We start from the raw sequence: 20,631 nt of genomic DNA on the forward strand, positions 1-20,631 counted from the left end.
CACCGGGAGGAACTGCCATGCCGATCACGACAACAAGGCGCCGTCTGCTCGCTGGATCCGCTGCCGCGCTCGCACTGCCGGCCTTTGCCCGCGCGCAAGGCGCGGTCAAGCCGCGCCTGACCGCAATCTCGCAATGGTCCGCGGGCAGCGATGGGGCAGCCATCACCGCGCTCGGCAAGAAGTTCGAGGAGAAGGGCGGCGTCTGGCAGCACTCGCCCGTCCCCGGGTTCACCACCGAGATGATGAACAAGCTGCGCGCCCAGATCATGGCCGGCGATCCGCCGGCCTGCTCGCAGCTCAAGGGTCCCGAGATCGCAGCCTGGTCGAAGATTGCCCCGACCGTCGATCTCGACGCCGTCGTCGCTGCCGCCGGCTATGAGAGGGTGGTCGCGCCGGACCTTGCGAAATTGCACAAGCCGGGCGGCAAATGGATCGCACTGCCGTTGCAGATCTACAGCACCAACATGCTGTTTCTCTCCAAACGCGCGATGGACAAGGCCAAGGCCGACAAGATCCCCGTCACCTGGGCAGACTTCAACGAGCTCGCCGACAAGATGAAAGCGGGCGGCGTCCCCTATCCCATCGCCAACGGCGGCACCCGCCCCGACGACGGGCAAAAATTCGAAGCCGCTCTGGCCGGCATCAGTCCCCTCGCATACCGCGCCGCCATGATGAATCTCGAGAAGAAGGCCCTGGAGGGCTCCGAGATCAAGGCTGCGTTCGCACAGGTGCGCAAGATCGCCGACTGGATGGACCCCAACGTCGGCGCCCAGCACTTCTCGACCAATTTGAAGCGCTTCATCGACGGCGACATGGGCATGATGATCATGGGCGGCTGGGCGCAGGGCGTGTTGCGCAATGCCGGTTTCAAGTTCGAGGACTTCATGATCGCGCCAGGTCCGAGCGACAATAGCAAGCCGGTGTTCCTGTTGAACGCCGATGCCTTCATCTTCTGGCAGCGCAAGGAGCCTGACCTGCAGGCCGGCCAGACGCTGATGGCCCAGCTCGTCATGGATCCGGCGATCCAGACCATGTATTCGCAGATCACGGGATCGATCCCCGTGCGTACCGACGTCGATCTGTCCGGCGAAGGCTGGTCGGACGGTCAGCGGCGGACCGCGGCAGCTCTGAAGGACGCAATCGCCAGCAACCAGGCGGTCCTGAGCCTCGCGCACAACATGGCGCAGGAAAACGGCATGACCGCCGCGATGATCGACGTGATCACGGAGTACGTAAAGAACAAGACGATCAAGCCGGAGCAGGCAGCCACTCGTCTGGCCGAGGCCGTCGAGGGCGCACGTTGAGCAATGCCGCCGCGATAAGACCGGGCCGGCCGGCGCTTCCGGAATGGGTGCGCCGGCTGCCGGAATATCTGATGATCTGGGTGCCGCTGCTGCTGTCCGCCGCGCACCTCGTGTCGTTCTCGCTGTGGACGATCTGGATCTCGTTCACGCCATCCACGCTGGTCCCTGTTACGGGATGGGTGGGCTTGCGCAACTACTCGGCGGTGGCGGCATCGCGGAATTGGCAGATCGCCTTCGACAATCTGCTGTTGTTCGGCAGCGCTTTCGTGCTGCTGAGTTTGGTGACCGGCCTCGCCCTTGCGATCCTGCTCGACCAGCGCATTCGCGGCGAGAACCTGCTGCGATCCGTCTTCCTCTATCCGCTTGCGGTGTCGTTCGTGGTCACCGGCACGGTCTGGAGTTGGCTGCTCAATCCCGGCCTCGGAATCCAGAAGCTCGTCCACGACCTCGGCTGGACCTCCTTCAAGTTCGACTGGCTGATCGATCGCGACATGGCGATCTGGACCATCGTGATCGCCGCGATCTGGCAATCCTCGGGCTTCGCCATGGCGCTGTTCCTTGCCGGCCTTCGCTCCGTCGACACCGACATCATCAAGGCCGCGCAGATCGACGGCGCCGGGCCATTTCGAATCTACCGGCGCATCATTCTGCCGTCGCTCTGGCCGATCACCATCACCGTCGTCGTGATCCAGTTGCAGTTCGCGATTTCGACGTTCGACCTCGTGCGCGCGCTCACCAACGGCGGACCGGGAATCGCGACCCAGCTGCCAGCACTGGTCGTCTACGACCTGATGTTCCAGCGCAGCCTGCTCGGCCGGGGAGCGGCGGCGGCGGTGCTCATGCTGCTCATTCTTCTCGCGGTGCTGCTGCCGTATGCGGCGTGGCGATATGTCCAGCGACGGCGGGCCGCCCATGCGTGAGCGGACTTTCGCACCAAGCCGGATCTTGATCTACCTCATCGTCCTGCTGATCGCTGCAGCATGGCTCGCGCCATTGGCTGTTGTGGTGCTGAATTCGCTCCGCAGCAACGAGGAGATCGCGCAGGGCTCGATGATCGGCTGGCCGCAGCACTGGGCCTGGAGCAACTACCTGGCTGCCTGGAGCGGCTTCTGCGTTGCCGAGACCTGCGCCGGCATCCGGCCGTACATGCTGAACTCCGCCCTCGTCACGATTCCTGCGACGATCTTCTCGACCCTGCTCGGTGCCATTGCCGGCTACGCCGTGTCGCTCTGGCGTTTTCGCGGCGACACCTGGATCTACGGCATCGTGACCCTCGGCCTGTTCCTGCCCCAGCAGATGCGCCTGCTTCCCTGGACCATCGTGCTGCGCGACATCGGTCTCATCAACACGCTGGCGGGCCTCGTGCTGATTCACACGATCCAGGGGCTCTCCTTCACCACGCTGTTCTGCCGCAACTATTATGTCGCCATCCCCCATGAATTGATCAGGGCCGCGCGCATCGACGGCGCCGGGTTCTTCCGTATCTTCTGGCGCATCATCCTGCCGCTCTCGCCGCCGATCCTGATCGTCACCGTGATCTGGCAGTTCACGCATATCTGGAACGAGTTCCTCTATGGCGTGACATTCACGAGCGGCCAGCAGCAACCCGTCACCGCCGCTCTCATCGCGCTGTCCGCTGCAGTCGCAGACATCCCGCAGCACGGCGTGCAGAGCGCCGCGGTGATCATCGCGGCGCTACCGACGCTGTTGATCTATCTCCTCGGCGGCAAATACTTCGTCCGCGGCCTGACTGCCGGGGCCGTGAAATGATGGAGTTGTCATGGCAGCACTGAGCATTCGAACCCTGTCGAAGCGCTACGCCAATCTGGAGGTGCTGAAGGGCGTCGATCTCGACATCGAAAGCGGCGAGTTCACGGTGCTGGTCGGGCCATCCGGCTGCGGCAAGTCCACGCTGCTCAACATCGTCGCCGGGCTCGATCATCCGAGCGCCGGGACCGTCGAGATCGGCGGACGCGTGGTCAATGACGTCCCGCCCAAGGATCGCGACATCGCCATGGTGTTCCAGTCCTATGCGCTCTACCCGTCGATGACGGTACGCCAGAACATCACCTTCGGCATGGAATGCCGTCACGTACCCAAAGCGGAGCAAGACGCTGCGGTTGCCAATGTCGCGAAACTGCTCCAGATCGAGGCACTGCTCGGCCGCAAGCCATCGCAGCTCTCCGGCGGCCAACGCCAGCGCGTGGCGATGGGCCGTGCGCTGGTGCGCGATCCCCTGCTCTTCCTGTTCGACGAGCCGCTGTCCAATCTCGACGCAAAACTGCGCGTCGAGATGCGGATGGAGATCAAGCGGCTGCACCAGCGCATCGGCGCAACCATCATCTATGTCACCCACGACCAGATCGAGGCGATGACGATGGCGACGCGGATCGCCGTGATGCATCGCGGCGTGGTGCAGCAGTTTGCCGATCCCGATACCGTGTACCGCTATCCCGCCAATCTGTTCGTCGCACGCTTCATGGGCTCCCCGCCGATGAACACCATGCCGGCGCGGCTCGAGGCCGACGCCGGCGGCCCCGTGGTCGTGATCGGCGCGGGGCGGCCGGACGAAGTTCGCCTCCGCCTGCAGGGATACGATTCGGCGGCACCCTATCTTGGCCGCGAGGTGGTGTTCGGGATCAGGCCGGAATGCATCGCGGAGGGCAACCGCGTGTTCTCCGGCGGTGCACCCATCGTCGTCCACGCGCCGGTGGAGATGGTCGAGCCCACCGGCGCCGAAACCATCGTGCTGCTGCGGCTCGGCGGCGAGTCCGCGCTGGCGCGCATCACGCCGGACATCCGCCCCCCGCCGGGGACGGCAGCCCCCTTCGCGCTCGACACGCGCCGCATTTGCCTGTTCGACCCCGAGACGGAGCGACTGATCGCATGACAAAGACGAGCTATGCCGGACTTGCGGACCGCGTCGTACTGATCACCGGCGGCGCCAGCGGCATCGGGGCCGCCTTCGTGCGCGCCTTCGCGGCCCAGGGAGCGCGCGTCGCGTTCCTCGATGTGGATGAAGAAGCCGGCGGGGCGCTGGTCGCGGAGGTGAGCGCTGCGTCCGAAGCCGCGCCCTTGTTCGTGCCATGCGACCTCCTGGACATCGAGGCCTTGCGGGCCGCAATGGCGCAGGTGCAGCGATCGCTCGGCGATGCCGCGGTCCTCGTCAACAATGCCGCCAATGATCAACGCCAGGTGCTGGCCGAGGTGACGCCGGCAGAGTTCGATTGGATGATCGGCCTCAATCTCAAGCACGTCTTCTTTGCGGCGCAAGCGGTGGTGCCGCAGATGCAGGCGCGCGGCGGCGGCTCGATCATCAACATGTCGTCGATCGCCTGGATGCGCGGTGCACCGGCGCTGCCGGTCTACGCCGGGGCAAAGGCGGCGATCGTCGGTTTCACCAACTCGCTGGCCCGGCTGGTCGGCCCCGACCGCATCCGCGTCAACGCGATTGCGCCAGGCATGGTCATCACCGAACGTCAACGCCGGCTGTGGTATCCGGACGAGCAGGTCATCACCGAAATGCGCTCCCGTCAGGCCGTTCCGGATGCAGTGACGCCCGAGGACATCGCCAACATGGCGCTATTCCTCGCCTCCGACGAAAGCCAGCGCATCACCAGCCAGTGTTTTCGGGTGGATGCAGGACTTGCGTAGAACTTGATCCGGCCACAATGGCGCAACGTTCACGGTCTCGTAGGGTGGGCAAAGCGAAGCGTGCCCACGAATTCTTCTCATCGCGACGAATCGTGGGCACGGCGCGACGCGCCTTTGCCCACCCTACGAGACCTCCGTTACCGCCGTCCCTTGCGCATCGTCTCGAGCACGATGTCGGCGGCGAGCACGCTTGGCGATTTGTTGCCGGTCGACATGACCTGGTCGAGCCGGGCAAAGGCCTCGACCTGCTGCTTGCGCAGCGGCGAATCCGTCAGCACCTCGGCGAGTGCCGGCGCCAGTTTCTCCGGCGTGCACTCCTCCTGCAGGTACTCCGGAATGACATCCTTGCCGATCACGAGATTGGCAAGGATCACCGAGGAGACGCGGATCGCGCGGCGCAGGATGAAGGCCTCGATCGCACCGACGCGATAGGCCGTCACCATTGGAATACCCGACAGTGCGAGCTCCAGCGTCACCGTACCGGATTTGGCCAGCGCCGCACGCGCGATGCGGAACACGGCGCGCTTCTCGTTCTCGCCGGTCACGACCCTTGGCTTGACCGGCCAGCTCGCGATACCCTCGCGGATGGTGGCCTCGAGATGCGGCATGGTCGGCAGTATCAGTTCGAAGGCGTGGCCTTCCGCCTGCAAGCGGCCGAGCACTCCGCCGAAGACATCGAGATGGTGCCTGACCTCGCTACGGCGGCTGCCGGGCAGCACCAAAAGCACCGGCGGCTCGCCGTCGCGACGTGCCTGCTCCTCCGCGTTCGGCCGCAGCGAGGGCAATTGCTCGACTAAGGGATGGCCGACATAGCTGCATGGCGGTCCGCCGAGCTTGCGGTATTCCTCCGGCTCGAACGGCAGCAGACCGAGCACATGGTCGACATAACCGAGCATGGTCCGCGCCCGCCCCGGCCGCCACGCCCAGAGCTGCGGCGAGACGTAATCGACGACCGGGATCGCAGGATTCTTCGCGCGCACGCGGCGGGCGACGCGATGGGTGAAATCGGGGCTGTCGATGATGACGAGCGCGTCCGGCGCGGCGTCGGCCACGGCGTCGGCCGTCTCGCGGATCAGCCGCAGAATTTTCGGCAATTGCTGCACCACCGCGGCAAATCCGACGATTGACAGCTCCTCGATCGGAAACAGCGATTCCAGCCCTTCGCGCGCCATGGTACGTCCGCCGACGCCGACGAACTGCACGCCGTCGCCGAGACGCTGGCGCAGGACCTTCATCAAGGCACTGCCGAGCCGGTCGCCGGATTCCTCCGTGGCGATCAGGAAGATCTTGCGCTTGGGATCGCGCGACTGCATCACGCCGGCAGACCGATGACGAAGAGGTATTTGGCGTCCGCGAGAGCGATCATCGCCTGCGGCTCTGCGGCGATGGTGTTGCCGGCGATGACGGCGAGGCCCGCAAGGCCGGCCGCCGCGACGCCCTCGATGGTGCGCGGGCCGATCGTCGGCAGGTCGAAACGCAGATCCTGGCCGCTCTTCGGCGCCTTCACGATCACGCCGCGGCCGGCGGCCGCGCGAATGCGCCCCTCCTCGCGCAGCCGCGCGACGCGCGCGAGCAGCGCATCGGTGCCCTCGATGTCCTCGACCGCGACCACATGGCCGTCGATCACCACCGCAGCCTGGCCGATGTCGAACGGACCGAGCGCAGTCAGCACCGCACGGCCGCGCGCGATGTCGGTCTTGCTGGTATCGCTGGGCCAGGCGCGACTGATGCAGCCCTCGGGCATCAGGAGATCGGGGGCGAGGTCCTTGATGCCGACCATGCGAAAGCCGTCCTGCTCGAGGATGCGGCCGACGCCGGACAAGAGATGATCGTCGCCGCCGCGAAAGGCGCGGATGACATTGCCGAGCAGCCGCATCGTCTTGACGTCGAACCGGATCTCGGAGAGCGAGGGCCGCACCAAGGTGCCGATGAAGATCAGGTCGCGGCAGCCCTCCTCGCGGAACAGTCGCATCGCGCGGCCGAGCTGGCCGACCGAGATCCAGCGATGGCGGAATTTCTGCACCCGCGCGGGATCGCAGGCCCCGCGCAGCGGAAACAGCACCGGCGTGATGCCGCGCGCGGCAAGCGAGTCGGCGACTGCGAACGGCATCGCGCCGCCGCCGGCGACGATGCCGACCGGCGATGAGATGTCCGACGCCGCCGATGTCATGTCCGCGGCCATCCCAAAATCACTTCGCAATGGCAGGAAGACAGAGCGGGCGCTTGCCCTTGCCGATGAAGTCGAGGATTTCGGCGATCGCCGGATCTTCGCCCGCAAGCGGCCTGGACGCCTCTAACCGCTCGGCGAATGTGCCGGGCCCATGGAAGAGCTTTTGGTAGAATCCGCGCACCGTCGCAAGCCGCTGCCTGGTGAACTTGCGCCGCTTCATGCCGATCAGGTTGAGGCTCTCGAGCACCGCATACTGGCCGTTAACGAGCCCATACGGGATGACATCGTCGCGTACGCCGCAGACCCCGCCGACCATCACGTAGGGGCCGATGCGCGTGAACTGGTGCACTGCGGAGAGGCCGCCGATATAGACGGCGTCGCCGATCTCGCAGTGGCCGCCGAGCGTCGCCGAGGTCGCAAAGATCACGTTGTTGCCGACCATGCAGTCATGGCCTACATGGCTGTTGTTCATGAAGTAGCCGCCGTTGCCGACGCGCGTCAGACCGCCGCCCTTGATGGTGCCGACATTCATCGTCGCGCCTTCGCGGATGACGCAGCCAGAGCCGATCTCGAGCTTCGTCGGCTCGCCCTTGTAGCTGAGATCCTGGGGCGCGCCGCCGAGCACCACGAACGGCGAGATCACGCCGCCGTCCCCGATCGACGTATGGCCGATGACGGTAACATGCCCAATCAGCTTGCAGTTCGCGCCGATCACGACATTCGGGCCGATGATGCAATAGGGCCCGATCTCGGTGCCCTCGCCGATCACGGCGCCGTCCGCGACCCGTGCGGTGGGATCAATCTTGCTCATCAAGCAATCTTACTCTTCAAGAAGGTCTGGTTATGCGTTGAAGTCGCTCAGATTTCCGGTGGTTAGCGCGACTATGCCCGATCTGTCCAGTGACGTATCATCTCTGCCGGTTTCAAGTGCCGGATGAGGCGGTCGTCCCGGCTCCTCAACAACTTCATGCGGAGCTTCAGCTTTCATGGTCAGGGCCCTGGCACTTCTGCTCGCACAGCTCGCGGCCGCACCGATCGTGTCCGAGACGGTCGAGACCGGCGAACGCCGCCGCATCGACCTCGCGACATTCGAATGCCGCGACATCAGCCGCAGCACTGTGCTTCAGCGGGTCTGCTACGACCGCGCGCATCACGACCTCGTCGTCGCGACTGGCGGCGGCTATGCGCGCTATTGCGGCGTCGCGGCCGAGACCGCCGACCGTCTCCTGAGCGCGCCATCCATGGGTCAGTTCTTCAACCAAAACATTAAGCGCGAGGCTCCTGGCGGCCGCTACGATTGCGGCGCGTGAGCCCGTCGCGAGGGCCGCGTGCCGCTCAGTCCGTCAGCATGGCGCCGACGTCGGCCTCCGCGACCACCTGCCCGTTGACCTTGGCATCGCCGTGAAACCACCACATGGCCTTGCGGCGGCCGAGCGAGCGCATGTGATACTCGATGGTATCGCCCGGCAGCACGGGCTTGCGGAATTTGCACTTGTCGATGGTGAGGAAATAGACCGCCCGCGGCTTCTCGGTGCCTTCGACCGACTTGATGCCGATCACGCCCGCGGTCTGCGCCATCGCCTCGATCATCATGACGCCGGGATAGACCGGTCGCTCCGGGAAATGCCCCTGGAAGGCCGGCTCGTTGAAGGTGACGTTCTTGATGCCGATGCCGCTGTAGTCGGCCCGGATGTTGATCACGCGGTCGATCAGCAGCATCGGGAAACGGTGCGGCAGCGTCTGGAGGATGGCATTGATGTCCACCAGCTCGAACTTAACAGGTGATTCCTCCGTCATTCCCGTCCCTCATCCTTCGGATCAGCCCTGCTGTCGCGTACCAAGCGCTCCACCGCGATGATCTCCTTGAACCATTGTTTGGTCGGCTTGGCGAAAAAACCACCCCAGCGTCCGCCCGGCGGGATGTCGTCCTTGACGCCGCTCATCGCGGTCACCTGGGCCCCGTCCCCGATCTTGAGGTGGTTGTTGATGCCAACCTTCGCTCCGAGTGCCACGTTGTCGCCAATGGACAGGCTGCCGGCGAGCCCGATCTGGGCGGCCAGCAGGCAATGCCGGCCGATCGTGACATTGTGACCGATCTGGACCTGATTGTCGATTTTCGTGCCTTCGCCGATCACGGTGTCGCGCAAGCTGCCGCGGTCGATCGTGGTCCCGGCGCCGACCTCGACATCGTTCTGGATCAGCACCCGCCCGGTCTGAGGCACCTTCAGATGGCCCTCGGGGCCGAAAAAAATGAAGCCGTAGCCGTCCTGGCCGATCGAGCAGCCGGGATGGATCAGCACATTGTTGCCGATCAGGGCGCACTGGATCGCGGTGCGCGCGCCGACATTGCAGTCCCGGCCGATCTTGACGCCGGGCCCGATCACCGCCCCGACGCCGACCACCGTGCCGCTCCCGATCTCCACATCCGGGCCGATCACGGCCAGGGGATCGACGATCACGCCGTCCTCGAGCCGGGCCGAGGGATCGATGATCGCCGACGGCGCGATGCCGTCATTGCCGACCCAGGATTGGGGCCTCAGCGCTTCGCCGTGCCATTCCCGCGCGATCCTGACAAAGGCCCGGAACGGCTGCGCCACCCGCAGCACGGCCACGTGCGCGGGCACCTGGGGCTCGAAGCGCGTGCTCACCAGGCAAGCGCCGGCCTTGGTCGCCTTGATCTCGTCGGCGTATTTGAGGTTGTCGAAGAACGCCAGATGCATCGGGCCCGCTTCGTCAAGCGAAGCAAGGCCCGTGATGATGTGGCCGCCCCTGGCGGGATCGACCAGCTGCGCCTTGGTCAGCGTGGCAATGTCAGCCAACGTTGAGGCAGGCGGCTTTGTGAAGAAGGTCGGCTGCGCCATTCCACCCCGTCGCGGTCCGGCTTCGGCATGAAGCGGTCGAGCCGCATCATGCTCCATCTCTTGGATCGGCACGATCCCTTTCGGAAACCGGTTCCAGTGATCCGGATCGTGCCGTGCTGATCGAATTAGAACGTGGTGCCGCCGCCGAACCGGAACTCCTGCGTGCGATCGTACTTGCCCTTGCTGAGCGGCACGGCGTAGTCGAAGCGCAGCGGACCGAACGGCGACTGCCAGATCAGGCCGACACCAACCGACGAGCGGACGACCTTGCTGTCGTCGTAGACGAGGCCGGTACAGGTGCCCGCAGACGACGGATTGATGCTCGAGGGGATGCAGCCCGGTACATTGACTTCGTTGGTCGTCGTCCAGCCGGTCGGTCCCTTATAGTCGTAGAGGCCGCCGGCATCGGCATAGACCGCGCCCTTCAGACCCACTTCCTTCGGCAGGAACCAGAACGGCATCTGCAGTTCGAGCGAAGCGCCCCAGTACTTGGTGCCGCCGAGGGCGTCCTGCGTACCGAAGGGGTTCAAATCGCGCGGGCCGATGCCGTTCGGGGCAAAGCCGCGGACGAGGTTCGAACCCATCTGGAAGTGATCGAGCATGCGCAGATCGCTGCCCATCTTGTTCAGCATGCCGCTCTGCACGCGGACGAGGCCGACGATGTCAGACACCAGCGGAGTATAGTACTTCGCATCGATGACGGACTTCAGGTAGGAGACGTCGCCGCCGACGCCGGCGAAATCCTGACGGAAGTCGACGAGCAGACCGTCGGTGGGGTTCTTGTTGTTGTCCAGCGTGTTGTAGGTCAGCGTATAGCCAAGCGCCGAGGTCAGGGTCTTGCCGTTGGCGAGCTCCCTGCGCACCGGCAGCGAAGCTTCGCCGTCGCTGTAGCAGCCGAGACCGTTGGTCGAGCTGAGATCCGGAACGCCGCCATTGGCATTGACGAAGGCCGGGCTCGGATTGAAGGCCGACGTACCCAGATTGTTGTTACAGTTCGCCAGGTAGTACGGCAGCGTGATTTCCTGCTGGTAGATCGAGTAGCGCAGCTGCAGCGCCAGATCTTCACGCAAGGAGAAGCCGAGGCGCGGCGAGAAGCCGAGCGTCTTGGTGCCGTAGGAGATGTAGCTGTTGGACAGCTGCTGGCGCTGATAGAGGTCGAGGCCAAGCGCGACGCGGTAGTCGAGCAGATACGGCTCGACGAACGACAGCGAGTAACCGCGTGCATATTGGCCGTAGGTCACCGACGCCTTGGCGAACAGACCGCGGCCAAGCAGGTTGCGCTCGGAGATCGAGACTTCGGCCAGCGCGCCGTCGGTGGTGGAGTAACCGCCCGAGATCGAGAAGTCGCCGGTCGATTTCTCTTCCATGTCGACGATCAGGACCACGCGATCGCTCGACGAGCCCGGCTCCGTCGTGATCTTCACGCTCTTGAAGTAGTCGAGGTTCTTCAGGCGCCGCTCGGCACGGTCGACCAGGGCGCGGTTGTAGGCGTCGCCCTCGGAGATGTCGAACTCGCGGCGGATCACGTAATCGCGGGTACGCGTGTTGCCGCGCAGGTTGATGCGCTCGATATAGGTGCGCGGACCTTCGTCGATGTTGAACACGACGGAGACGGTGTGCGCCTCGAAATTGCGGTCGCCGCCGGGCCGGACCACGGCGAAGGCGTAGCCGCGGCGCGAGGCCTCGATCTGCATCTCCTCGACCGACTTCTCGACCGATTCGACGTTGTAGAGCGAGCCGACATTGACGCGCGAATAGGCGCGCATCGACGAGGGATCGAAGTTCGGAATGCTGGAGCGGAAGTCGAGCGCGCCGACGCGGTACTGCGATCCTTCCTCGATCTTGAAGGTGACGTTGAAGCCCTTCTTCTCCGGATCGTATTCGGTGAGCGCGGCCACCACCTGGACGTCGGCGAAACCGTTCTTGAGATAGAAGCGGCGGATCAGGTCGCGGTCGGCTTCGACGCGGTCGGGATCATAGATGTCACCGCTGGCCAGGAAGCTCAGCAGGTTCGATTCGCGGGTCTTGATGACGTCCCTGAGGCGATAGGACGAGAATGCGACATTGCCGACGAACTCGATCGACTTGACGCCGGTCTTGGCGCCCTCCTCGATCGTAAAGATGAGGTCGACGCGGTTGTTCGGCTGCTCGATGACCTCGGGCGTGACGCGCACGTCGTAGCGGCCGGACCGGCGATAGATTTCAGCGATTCGCAGCGTGTCGGACTGCACCATGGCGCGGGAGAAGGTGCCGCGCGCCTTGGACTGGACTTCAGTGGTGAGCTGCTCGTCCTTGATCTTCTTGTTGCCCTCGAAGGCGATCCGGCCGATCACCGGGTTTTCCACCACGGAGACGACGATCTGGCCGCCGCCGCCGCGGTTGATTCTCACGTCCTGGAACAGGCCGGTCTCGATCAAGGCCTTGAGGCCGTCGTCGATGGCGCCTTGATCCAGGCGCCCGCCCGGACCCGGCTTGAAATAGGAGCGGATCGTCTCCACCTCGACCCGGCGATTTCCTTCGACGGAAATCGACTGCACGGTCTGAGCGAGCGCAGACGAAGACACAAAAACAGCCCCGACCGGGGCAATCACCGGCGCGCCGAACATGATCAGGGTTGCGAGCAAGCCCCCCCGGAGTCGCAGTCCAAACTTCATCGCGCAACGCGCCCTTATCATTCCGAGCCAGACCCAACCCCAACGCCGGTCTGGAAGATTCCCCAAGTTCAGGCCGCTTGTAGCCAATTTCACCGACGCCGCAAACGGCCGAAAGCGCCGTAATTTCAATTTCATTCCAAGACGTTGCTCATCAGCAACGCCACAAAAAAGCCTCCATCAAGATGCCGCCATCCGCAGGATGTCGTTATAGGTCGCAAACACCATCAACATCAGCACTAAACCGAGCCCGATTCGGAACCCCATCTCCTGAGTCCGCTCGGACAGGGGTCGGCCGCGGACGACCTCCGCCGCATAGAACATCAGGTGGCCGCCATCGAGCAGCGGGATCGGGAACAGGTTCAGCAGGCCGATCGACACCGACAGCACCGCGCACAAATTGATCACGAACTGGAACCCGGCGCTGGCCGCCTGCCCCGACATCTTCGCGATGCCCAGAACCCCGCTGACCTCGTTCGGATTGCCGTTTCCGACGAACAGAGAGCCCAGGAACTTGAAGGTGCTGGTGATGATGAACCAGACCTGCTCAACCCCGATCTTGAGCGCCTCGCCGATGCCCACCGGGGCGGTCGAGGCCTCGCCGGCCTGAGATTTATGCTCCACACCGAGCACACCGAGACGGTGGCTGTTGCCGAACGGATCCTTGCGCTCGAGCAGCGCCGGCGTTGCGGTCAGCGAGACGATGGCGCCGTCCCGCTTCACCTGGAAGGCAAGCGCCGAACCCGCATTCATCGCAACGATTCGCTGCATGTCGGCAAAGCTCTCGATCGGCTTGCCGTCGATCTGGACGACGACGTCCCCGATCTTGAAGCCGGCCGCAGCCGCGGCGCCATCGGCGACGACGCCATCGACCCGCGCGATCGTGCTCGGCTTGCCGTAATACAGCGCCATGCCCGCGAAGATCAGCGCGCCCAGGATGAAATTGGCGATCGGTCCGGCCGCGACGATGGCGGCGCGCGGGCCGACCTTCTTGTGGTGGAAGCTGCCGGCGCGCTCCTCGGTCGTCATGGCCGCGAGCGTCTGGGCCGAGGGGGTCGAGGCCTCGCTCTCGTCGCCGAAGAACTTGACGTAGCCGCCGAGCGGGATGGCCGAGATTTTCCAGCGGGTGCCGTGGCGGTCATTGAAACCGACCAGCTCAGGTCCGAAACCGAGCGAGAAGGTCAACACGCGAACGCCCGCCCAGCGCGCGACCAGGAAATGGCCGAGTTCGTGGAAGAACACGACGATCGTCAGGACGAACAGGAAGGGAACCGCGTAGCCGAGGAGCCCATGGCTCAACGTATTGAAACTATGGACAAAAAAGTCGATCATCGAATTCCCTCATCCAGCGCCGCAAGGCCCTGGCCCCGAACCATCTAGGATGCCTTTAAGGCAATTTGAGGCAATAGGGCGGCAGCTCTATTTCGAGCAACATGGTCAACAGAGATTGCATCATCGGCCGACGTCAGGGGCGCCTGGTTCCCGCTGCGGATCCAGTCATCCAATGTTGCCTCCACCAGCCGGGCGATCGCGCCGAACCGGATCTTGCCGGCAATGAAGGCGGCGACCGCGACCTCATTGGCCGCGTTGTAGACGGTGGTCGCCCCCTTCCCGGTCCGGAGCGAATCGAAAGCCAGCCGTAATCCGGGGAAGCGCTCGAAGTCCGGTGCCTCGAAGGTCAGCTGGCCAATCTTGGCGAGGTCCAGCTTGGCCGCCGGCCCCTTGATCCGGTCGGGCCAGCCGAGGCAATGCGCAATCGGCGTGCGCATATCGGGCGCGCCGAGCTGGGCCATCACCGAACGGTCGGAGAACTCGACCATGCCGTGGATGATCGACTGCGGATGCACCAGGACGTCGATCTCGTCGGGCGCGAGCGCGAACAGATAGGACGCCTCGATCACCTCGAGCCCCTTGTTCATCATCGACGCCGAATCGATCGTGATCTTCTGGCCCATGCTCCAGTTCGGGTGCTTCAGAGCCTGCTCGAGCGTGGCCTGCTCGATGTCGGCCGGCTTCCAGGTGCGGAACGGGCCACCCGACGCCGTGATGATGACGCGGACCAATTCATCGCGATTCCCGGACGCCAAGGCCTGAAATAGCGCATTGTGCTCGGAATCGGCCGGCAGGATGCAGGCGCCGGCCTTGGCCGCACGCTGCATGAAAAAATCGCCGGCGCAGACCAGACATTCCTTGTTGGCCAACGCCACATGCGCGCCGCGATCGACCGCCGCCAGCGCCGGTTTCAATCCGGCAGCGCCGCTCACGGCCGCCATCACCCAATCGGCCGGACGCGCGCCGGCCTCGATCACCGCGCTCTCGCCGGCGCCGCATTCGGTGCTGGTCCCGGCGAGCGCGGCCTTGAGCTCGGCGAGCTTGGAGGTGTCGGCGATCGCGACGAAGCGCGCGGAAAATTCCTTCGCGAGCTTTGCCAGCGCTTCGACATTGCCGTTCGCCGTCAGCGCCTCGACGCGATAGCGCTCGGGCGAAGCGCGCAGCAGATCCATCGTGCTGTCGCCGATCGAGCCGGTAGCGCCGAGAACTGTGACGCTGCGGACGCTGGACGCCGCAGCCTTGTTATTACGCAATGGGACCGCGCTCATATCCTCACCAAACCATAAGACCGCTTCCGGCGCTATGCACACCATGGCGGAGAAAGCCGATAATCCATGCCGCCAGGATGGCGGCGACAAAACCGTCCAGGCGGTCCATAAGCCCGCCATGGCCGGGAATTAAGTGACTGGAATCCTTGACACCGAAGCGCCGCTTGACCGCGGATTCGAACAGATCGCCCAATGCCGACACCACCGAAAGGATGGCGCTGACCAGCAGCAATGGCCCCATCTTTCCGAACCCGCAAGCCGCAAAGCCCACCGCAACCAGAAGGCTTGCGACGAAGCCGCCCAGCGCCCCGGACCAGGTCTTTTTCGGGCTCACGCGCGGCCAGAGCTTCGGCCCGCCGATGCTGCGACCGGCAAAATAGCCGCCGATGTCGGTCGCCCACACCACCAGCAGCACGAACATCAGCGCGGAGAAGCCGTTGACGAGATCCTTTCGCACCAGGATCGAGGCCAGCAGCGCTGCCGCTGCATAAGCAAAGCCCGTCGCAGCCCAGATGAACTTGCCGCGCGCGATCAGCGTCACGATCGCGCCGCCGACGAGGCCGACGATGACGGAGGTCTTGAGCCCGCCAAAAGCGACCGCAGCCCCCATCATCGCGATGACGATCGTCCCTGCCCCGGTCAGCGCCGCCGAGCCCGCGCCCACCACCGTCAGCCATTCCGCGAACAGCCCGATCGACACCAGGGTGACGAGCAGCGCCCACAACCAGCCGCCGGCATAAGCGACCGCGATGGTCAGCGGCGCCAGCACCAGCGCTGCGAGGACCCGCATCACCAGATTGCTCGGGGCAGGCTTGGCGCCCGCCGGTGCGGCGTCTTGTTCGCTCACGAGGCGGTTTTCGCGACCAGGCCGCCGAAACGGCGCTCGCGCCTGGCGAATTCGGCGATCGCGCTTTCCAGCGCCGCCTTGTCGAAATCGGGCCAGTGGATCGGCACGAACACGAGCTCGCTATAGGCCGCCTGCCACATCAGGAAATTGGACAGGCGCTGCTCGCCGCTGGTGCGGATGATGAGATCGGGATCGGGAATGTCGGGCGCATCGAGATGCGCTCCCAGCGTCTCGGCGTCGATCGTATCGGGATTGCGCTTGCCCTCGGCGACCTCGCGCGCGAGCTTCTGCGCCGCCTTCGCGATCTCCTGCCGCGAGCCGTAATTGAAGGCGACGACGAGCGTGAGGCGCGTGTTGTCACGCGTCAGCTCCTCGGCCTCGTTGAGCAGCGCGCAGATGTCGCTCTCGAGCCCATCGCGTTCGCCGATGATGCGGACCTTGACGCCGTCGCGATGCAGGCTGGCAAGATCATTGCGGATGAAGCGGCGGAGCAGGCCGAAGAGATCGCCGATCTCGCTCGCCGGCCGCGACCAGTTCTCCGACGAGAACGAGAAGATGGTGAGGTAGCGGATGCCGAGCTCGTGCGAGGCACGCACGACGCGGCGCAGAGCCTCGACGCCGCGGCGATGCCCCTCCGCACGCGGCAAACCGCGCGCGGCCGCCCAGCGCCCATTGCCATCCATGATGATAGCGACGTGCGCGGGCGCCTCGGACCGGTCGGGTCCTTCCGTTGCGGGCGCGGCGGCGTTGGACATTGAAGGTGGCCTTAAACGGTGAGGATTTCTTTTTCCTTGGCGGCCAGCAACTGGTCGATTTCCGTGATCGTACCGTCGGTCGCCTTCTGCACCTCGTCGGCGTGGCGCTTCTGGTCGTCCTCGGACATCTCGTGGTTCTTCTCGAGCTTCTTGAGAACGTCGAGGCCATCGCGGCGGACGTGGCGCGCGGCAACCTTGGCGGCCTCCGCATATTTATGCGCGACCTTCACCAGTTCCTTGCGCCGTTCCTCGTTCAGCTCGGGGATGCGCAGGCGCAGCACCTGGCCTTCGGTCGCGGGCGACAGGCCGAGGTTGGAATCGACGATCGCCTTCTCCACCGCCTTGACCATCGACTTGTCCCAGACCTGCACCGAGATCAGGCGTGGCTCCGGCACGCTGACGGTGGCGAGCTGGTTGAGCGGCATGTGGCTGCCATAGGCGTCGACCTGCACCGGATCGAGCATCGAGGCGGAAGCGCGCCCCGTCCGCAGGCCGCCGAGCTCGTGCTTGAGGGACTGGACGGCGCCCTGCATGCGGCGCTTCACTTCGTTGAGGTCGAAAGTACCCGTGGACATCACGTTTCTCCTTCAAGATCCCGGCGACCGCTCCCGCGACCTTCCCTGAAGGCGCGCGACAGATGAGCGGTCAGCCGGCGACAATGGTTCCGTGGCCGACGCCACGTAGAATCGCGCCGATCGAACCCGGCTCCGCGATCGAGAATACGATGATAGGCAGAGACGTCTCGCGGGCAAGCGCGAAGGCGGTCGCATCCATCACCTTGTAGCCGCCCTCGATCGCCTGCGAATGGGTCAGCCGGTCAAACCGCGTGGCTGCCGGATCCTTCTTCGGATCGGCCGAGTAGACGCCGTCGACATTGGTGGCCTTCAGAACCGCCTGGGCGCCGATCTCGGCGGCGCGCAGCACCGCGGTCGTATCGGTGGTGAAGAACGGATTGCCGGTCCCGCCGCCAAGCAGCACGATCCGGCCCTCGGCGAGATATTTGTGCGCCGCAGTGCGGGTGAACAGCTCGGAAATCTCGGGCATGACGAAGGCCGACAGCGTGCGCGCCGGCGTGCCCTTGCGCTCGATCGCCGCTTCCAGCGCGAGGCAGTTCATCATGGTGGCGAGCATGCCCATGGTGTCGCCGGTCGGGCGCGACACACCGCGGGCGGAGACCTCGACGCCGCGCACGATATTGCCACCGCCGATCACGACCGCGACCTCGGTGCCGAGCTTGCGGGCCGCAATCAGGTCGTCCGCAACCCGGTCGACGGTCGGCTGATCGATGCCAAAGCCTTGCTGTCCCGCGAGATATTCGCCGGACAGCTTGATCACGACGCGACGATAGACCGGATCAGACATGAGCACTTTCCTTGTCCGGGCGCCGCTTCCGGCGGCACGCCGGAAGGAGGTGTTCCGGCGCTTACTTCTTGCCGCTGGCCGCAGCGACCTCGGCCGCGAAGTCGCTTTCCTGCTTCTCGATTCCCTCACCAAGAGCATAGCGCACAAAGCCGGCGATCTTCAGGGCCCCGCCGACCTTGCCCTCGGCTTCCTTCAACGCCTGCGCCACCGACTTGCCGGTGTCGTGGATGAAGGCCTGTTCGAGCAGGCAGACTTCCTTGTAGTAGGTCTTGAGGCCGGACTCGACGATCTTCTCGATCACGTTCTCGGGCTTGCCCTGCTGGCGATATTTGTCGGCGAGCACGTCCTTCTCGCGCTTGACGACCGCCGGATCGAGGCCGGACGGATCGAGCGCCAGCGGGTTCGCGGCGGCAATGTGCATCGCGATCTGGCGGCCGAGCGTTGCGAGCTCGTCGGCCTTGCCGGGCGATTCCAGCGCTACGATCACGCCCATCTTGCCGGCGCCCTCGACGACCGCGCCGTGGACGTAGTTCGACACCACGCCCTGGCTCACTTCGAGCGAAGCTGCGCGGCGCAGCGTCATGTTCTCGCCGATGGTGGCGATCGCGTCATTGATGGCGGCTTCGACCGTGACGTCGCCGACCTTGGCGGCCTTGATCTTCTCGACATCGGAGCCGGCGTCGAATGCGACCTGGGCGACCATCTTGACCAGGCCCTGGAACTGGCCGTTACGCGCGACGAAGTCGGTTTCGGAGTTGACCTCGACCACGACACCCTTGGTGCCCTTGGTCAGGGCGCCGATCAGGCCCTCGGCCGCGACGCGGCCCGACTTCTTGGCAGCCTTGGACAGGCCCTTCTTGCGCAGCCAATCCTGCGCCGCTTCCATGTTACCGTCGTTTTCGGTCAGCGCGGCCTTGCAGTCCATCATGCCCGCGCCGGTCGACTCGCGCAGGTCCTTGACCATCGCAGCTGTGATCGTTGCCATCGTTGAAAATCCTTTGTGCCTGCTGGTTCGCCGCGGCGTGGCATCGAAGCGCCCCGCCGCGGTCCATCTCAGGGATTCGCGTCAACTGAAATGGTGGCCGGATCTTGTCCGGCCAACCCATCGCTCTCTTGACTATTCCGCTTCCGCGGTCAGCGCCTTGGCCTTGGCCACCCAGGCGTCCGCACGGCTCGGCAGACCGACTTCTTCGCCGATCGTGTGCGCGGTGTCGTGATCGAGCTCGGCGAGCTGCCAGAAGTGGAAGATGCCGAGGTCGTTGAACTTCTTCTCGATCGCACCCGACACGCCCGGGAGCTTCTTGAGGTCGTCGGCGGTGCCGCGCGGACCTGCGAGGCCCTGGAAGCCGCTCGACGAAGCCGCCGGCAGCTCTTCAGCGAGCGGACGGGCCGAGGCGCCGACGTCGATGCCCGAATCGCCCTGAGCGCGGGAGATGCCGTCGATGGCAGCGCGCGCGATCAGGTCGCAATAAAGCGCGATCGCACGGCCGGCGTCGTCATTGCCCGGCACCACATAGGTGATGCCCTTCGGGTCCGAATTGGTGTCGACGATCGCGGCGACCGGGATGTTGAGCCGCTGGGCTTCCTGGATCGCGATGTCTTCCTTGTTGGTGTCGATCACGAAGATCAGGTCGGGCAGACCGCCCATGTCCTTGATGCCGCCGAGCGAGCGGTCGAGCTTGTCGCGCTCGCGCTGAAGCGTCAGACGCTCCTTCTTGGTGTAGGAGCTGGCATCGCCGCCCGACAGCACGTCGTCGAGGTGACGCAGGCGCTTGATCGAGGCCGAGATCGTCTTCCAGTTGGTCAGCGTGCCGCCGAGCCAGCGCGAATTGACGAAATACTGCGCGCAGCGCTTGGCAGCGTCCGCGACGCCGTCCTGCGCCTGGCGCTTGGTGCCGACGAACAGGATGCGGCCGCCCTTGGCGACGGTGTCGCTGACCGCCTGCAAGGCCGTGTGCAGCATCGGCACGGTCTGCGCGAGGTCGACGATGTGAATGTTGTTGCGAGCGCCGAAAATGAACGGAGCCATTTTCGGATTCCAGCGGTGAGACTGGTGACCAAAGTGCACGCCAGCTTCAAGCAGCTGACGCATGGTGAAATCGGGTAGCGCCATCGTTCTAGTTCTCCGGTTGGTTCCTCCGGAAGCGTGTGAGCAAAACGGAGCGTTGTCGCCCCGGCTGCCACCGGACGGCCTTGTGAGCCATGCTTCCGTGTGAGATGCGGCGCTGTATAGCGCCATTTCGGCCAGAAGCAAGGAAATAAGGGCCTTTCGGGGGCGGATTTCGCCCGCGAGAGGCCCTTTCCCTGGAGACCGGGCCGCTCCCTAACGCCCGACTAGCACTTGATTAGCACGTGACTAACACTTGACTAGCACCTGGGCTGGTTCGGCGGGCACTTCTTGGCCGCCGGCGGTGGGGGTGCGGGGCG

Annotated in this window: 20 protein-coding genes; 6 read left to right on the top strand and 14 right to left on the bottom strand. The window is 64.9% G+C overall.

Going from position 1 to position 20,631, the window contains the following annotated elements; translation table 11 throughout:
• Window positions 1–17: 17 nt before the first annotated feature.
• Genes XI03_RS16940 through XI03_RS16960 form a run of 5 tightly spaced genes read left to right on the top strand, consistent with a single transcriptional unit; the run spans window position 18 to window position 4,958 of the window.
• Window positions 18–1,304: an ABC transporter substrate-binding protein gene (locus tag XI03_RS16940; RefSeq protein WP_212476776.1), complete on the top strand. Its 1,287-nt coding sequence runs from the start codon at window positions 18–20 to the stop codon at window positions 1,302–1,304.
• Entirely contained in the window at window positions 1,301–2,224 is a 924-nt protein-coding gene (locus XI03_RS16945; RefSeq protein WP_028141530.1) for a carbohydrate ABC transporter permease, read from the top strand. The genes XI03_RS16940 and XI03_RS16945 overlap by 4 nt, the downstream gene beginning before the upstream one ends.
• Complete coding sequence (locus XI03_RS16950; protein ID WP_028141529.1) at window positions 2,217–3,074, top strand: carbohydrate ABC transporter permease; 858 nt, start codon at window positions 2,217–2,219, stop codon at window positions 3,072–3,074. Before XI03_RS16945 ends, XI03_RS16950 begins: the two co-directional genes overlap by 8 nt.
• A gap of 10 nt (window positions 3,075–3,084) precedes the next feature.
• Entirely contained in the window at window positions 3,085–4,194 is a 1,110-nt protein-coding gene (locus XI03_RS16955) for an ABC transporter ATP-binding protein (protein WP_271592736.1), read from the top strand.
• Window positions 4,191–4,958, top strand: coding sequence for an SDR family NAD(P)-dependent oxidoreductase (locus XI03_RS16960; RefSeq protein ID WP_028141527.1), 768 nt, complete (start codon window positions 4,191–4,193; stop codon window positions 4,956–4,958). Before XI03_RS16955 ends, XI03_RS16960 begins: the two co-directional genes overlap by 4 nt.
• A gap of 137 nt (window positions 4,959–5,095) precedes the next feature.
• Here XI03_RS16960 and lpxB read toward each other — a convergent pair whose 3' ends face one another.
• From lpxB to lpxA, 3 genes are read right to left on the bottom strand one after another with little or no spacing between them, the layout of a single operon-like run.
• Window positions 5,096–6,274 carry a lipid-A-disaccharide synthase gene (lpxB, locus tag XI03_RS16965; protein WP_271592737.1) on the bottom strand — a complete coding sequence of 393 codons (1,179 nt, stop codon included), beginning with the start codon at window positions 6,272–6,274 and terminating at the stop codon, window positions 5,096–5,098.
• Window positions 6,271–7,128: an LpxI family protein gene (locus XI03_RS16970; RefSeq protein ID WP_271592743.1), complete on the bottom strand. Its 858-nt coding sequence runs from the start codon at window positions 7,126–7,128 to the stop codon at window positions 6,271–6,273. Before XI03_RS16970 ends, lpxB begins: the two co-directional genes overlap by 4 nt.
• A gap of 19 nt (window positions 7,129–7,147) precedes the next feature.
• Complete coding sequence (gene lpxA / locus XI03_RS16975; RefSeq protein WP_271592738.1) at window positions 7,148–7,939, bottom strand: acyl-ACP--UDP-N-acetylglucosamine O-acyltransferase; 792 nt, start codon at window positions 7,937–7,939, stop codon at window positions 7,148–7,150.
• A 175-nt stretch (window positions 7,940–8,114) separates the two neighbouring features.
• Here lpxA and XI03_RS16980 point away from each other — a divergent pair, with 175 nt between their 5' ends.
• A complete protein-coding gene (locus XI03_RS16980; protein WP_271592739.1) occupies window positions 8,115–8,438 on the top strand; it encodes a KTSC domain-containing protein in 324 nt (107 codons plus the stop codon).
• A gap of 25 nt (window positions 8,439–8,463) precedes the next feature.
• On the opposite strand, the gene fabZ is transcribed toward XI03_RS16980, so the two are convergent.
• The 11 genes from fabZ to XI03_RS17035 all read right to left on the bottom strand — a co-directional run bounded on the left by fabZ (window position 8,464) and on the right by XI03_RS17035 (window position 20,317).
• Complete coding sequence (gene fabZ, locus XI03_RS16985) at window positions 8,464–8,925, bottom strand: 3-hydroxyacyl-ACP dehydratase FabZ (RefSeq protein ID WP_035702330.1); 462 nt, start codon at window positions 8,923–8,925, stop codon at window positions 8,464–8,466.
• Window positions 8,922–9,989 carry a UDP-3-O-(3-hydroxymyristoyl)glucosamine N-acyltransferase gene (lpxD, locus tag XI03_RS16990; protein ID WP_271592740.1) on the bottom strand — a complete coding sequence of 356 codons (1,068 nt, stop codon included), beginning with the start codon at window positions 9,987–9,989 and terminating at the stop codon, window positions 8,922–8,924. Before lpxD ends, fabZ begins: the two co-directional genes overlap by 4 nt.
• A 125-nt stretch (window positions 9,990–10,114) precedes the next feature.
• Window positions 10,115–12,643: an outer membrane protein assembly factor BamA gene (bamA, locus tag XI03_RS16995; RefSeq protein ID WP_028141520.1), complete on the bottom strand. Its 2,529-nt coding sequence runs from the start codon at window positions 12,641–12,643 to the stop codon at window positions 10,115–10,117.
• Between the two features lie 177 nt (window positions 12,644–12,820).
• Complete coding sequence (gene rseP / locus XI03_RS17000; protein ID WP_038949774.1) at window positions 12,821–13,972, bottom strand: RIP metalloprotease RseP; 1,152 nt, start codon at window positions 13,970–13,972, stop codon at window positions 12,821–12,823.
• Window positions 13,973–14,016: 44 nt separating this feature from the next.
• Complete coding sequence (dxr, locus tag XI03_RS17005; protein WP_271592741.1) at window positions 14,017–15,240, bottom strand: 1-deoxy-D-xylulose-5-phosphate reductoisomerase; 1,224 nt, start codon at window positions 15,238–15,240, stop codon at window positions 14,017–14,019.
• A gap of 4 nt (window positions 15,241–15,244) precedes the next feature.
• A complete protein-coding gene (locus tag XI03_RS17010; protein ID WP_038949772.1) occupies window positions 15,245–16,087 on the bottom strand; it encodes a phosphatidate cytidylyltransferase in 843 nt (280 codons plus the stop codon).
• Window positions 16,084–16,842, bottom strand: a complete 759-nt coding sequence (locus XI03_RS17015; protein ID WP_095424070.1) for an isoprenyl transferase — start codon at window positions 16,840–16,842, stop codon at window positions 16,084–16,086. The genes XI03_RS17010 and XI03_RS17015 overlap by 4 nt, the downstream gene beginning before the upstream one ends.
• 11 nt (window positions 16,843–16,853) lie before the next feature.
• Window positions 16,854–17,417 carry a ribosome recycling factor gene (frr, locus tag XI03_RS17020; RefSeq protein ID WP_028141515.1) on the bottom strand — a complete coding sequence of 188 codons (564 nt, stop codon included), beginning with the start codon at window positions 17,415–17,417 and terminating at the stop codon, window positions 16,854–16,856.
• Between the two features lie 70 nt (window positions 17,418–17,487).
• Entirely contained in the window at window positions 17,488–18,204 is a 717-nt protein-coding gene (pyrH, locus tag XI03_RS17025; protein WP_028141514.1) for a UMP kinase, read from the bottom strand.
• Between the two features lie 61 nt (window positions 18,205–18,265).
• On the bottom strand, window positions 18,266–19,189 hold the full coding sequence (gene tsf / locus XI03_RS17030; RefSeq protein ID WP_028141513.1) for a translation elongation factor Ts: 924 nt from the start codon (window positions 19,187–19,189) through the stop codon (window positions 18,266–18,268).
• A gap of 132 nt (window positions 19,190–19,321) precedes the next feature.
• A complete protein-coding gene (locus tag XI03_RS17035; protein ID WP_028141512.1) occupies window positions 19,322–20,317 on the bottom strand; it encodes a 30S ribosomal protein S2 in 996 nt (331 codons plus the stop codon).
• Window positions 20,318–20,631: the final 314 nt, after the last annotated feature.

This window comes from Bradyrhizobium sp. CCBAU 65884 (genome assembly GCF_028128835.1).
Taxonomy (GTDB): Bacteria; Pseudomonadota; Alphaproteobacteria; order Rhizobiales; family Xanthobacteraceae; genus Bradyrhizobium; species Bradyrhizobium ottawaense.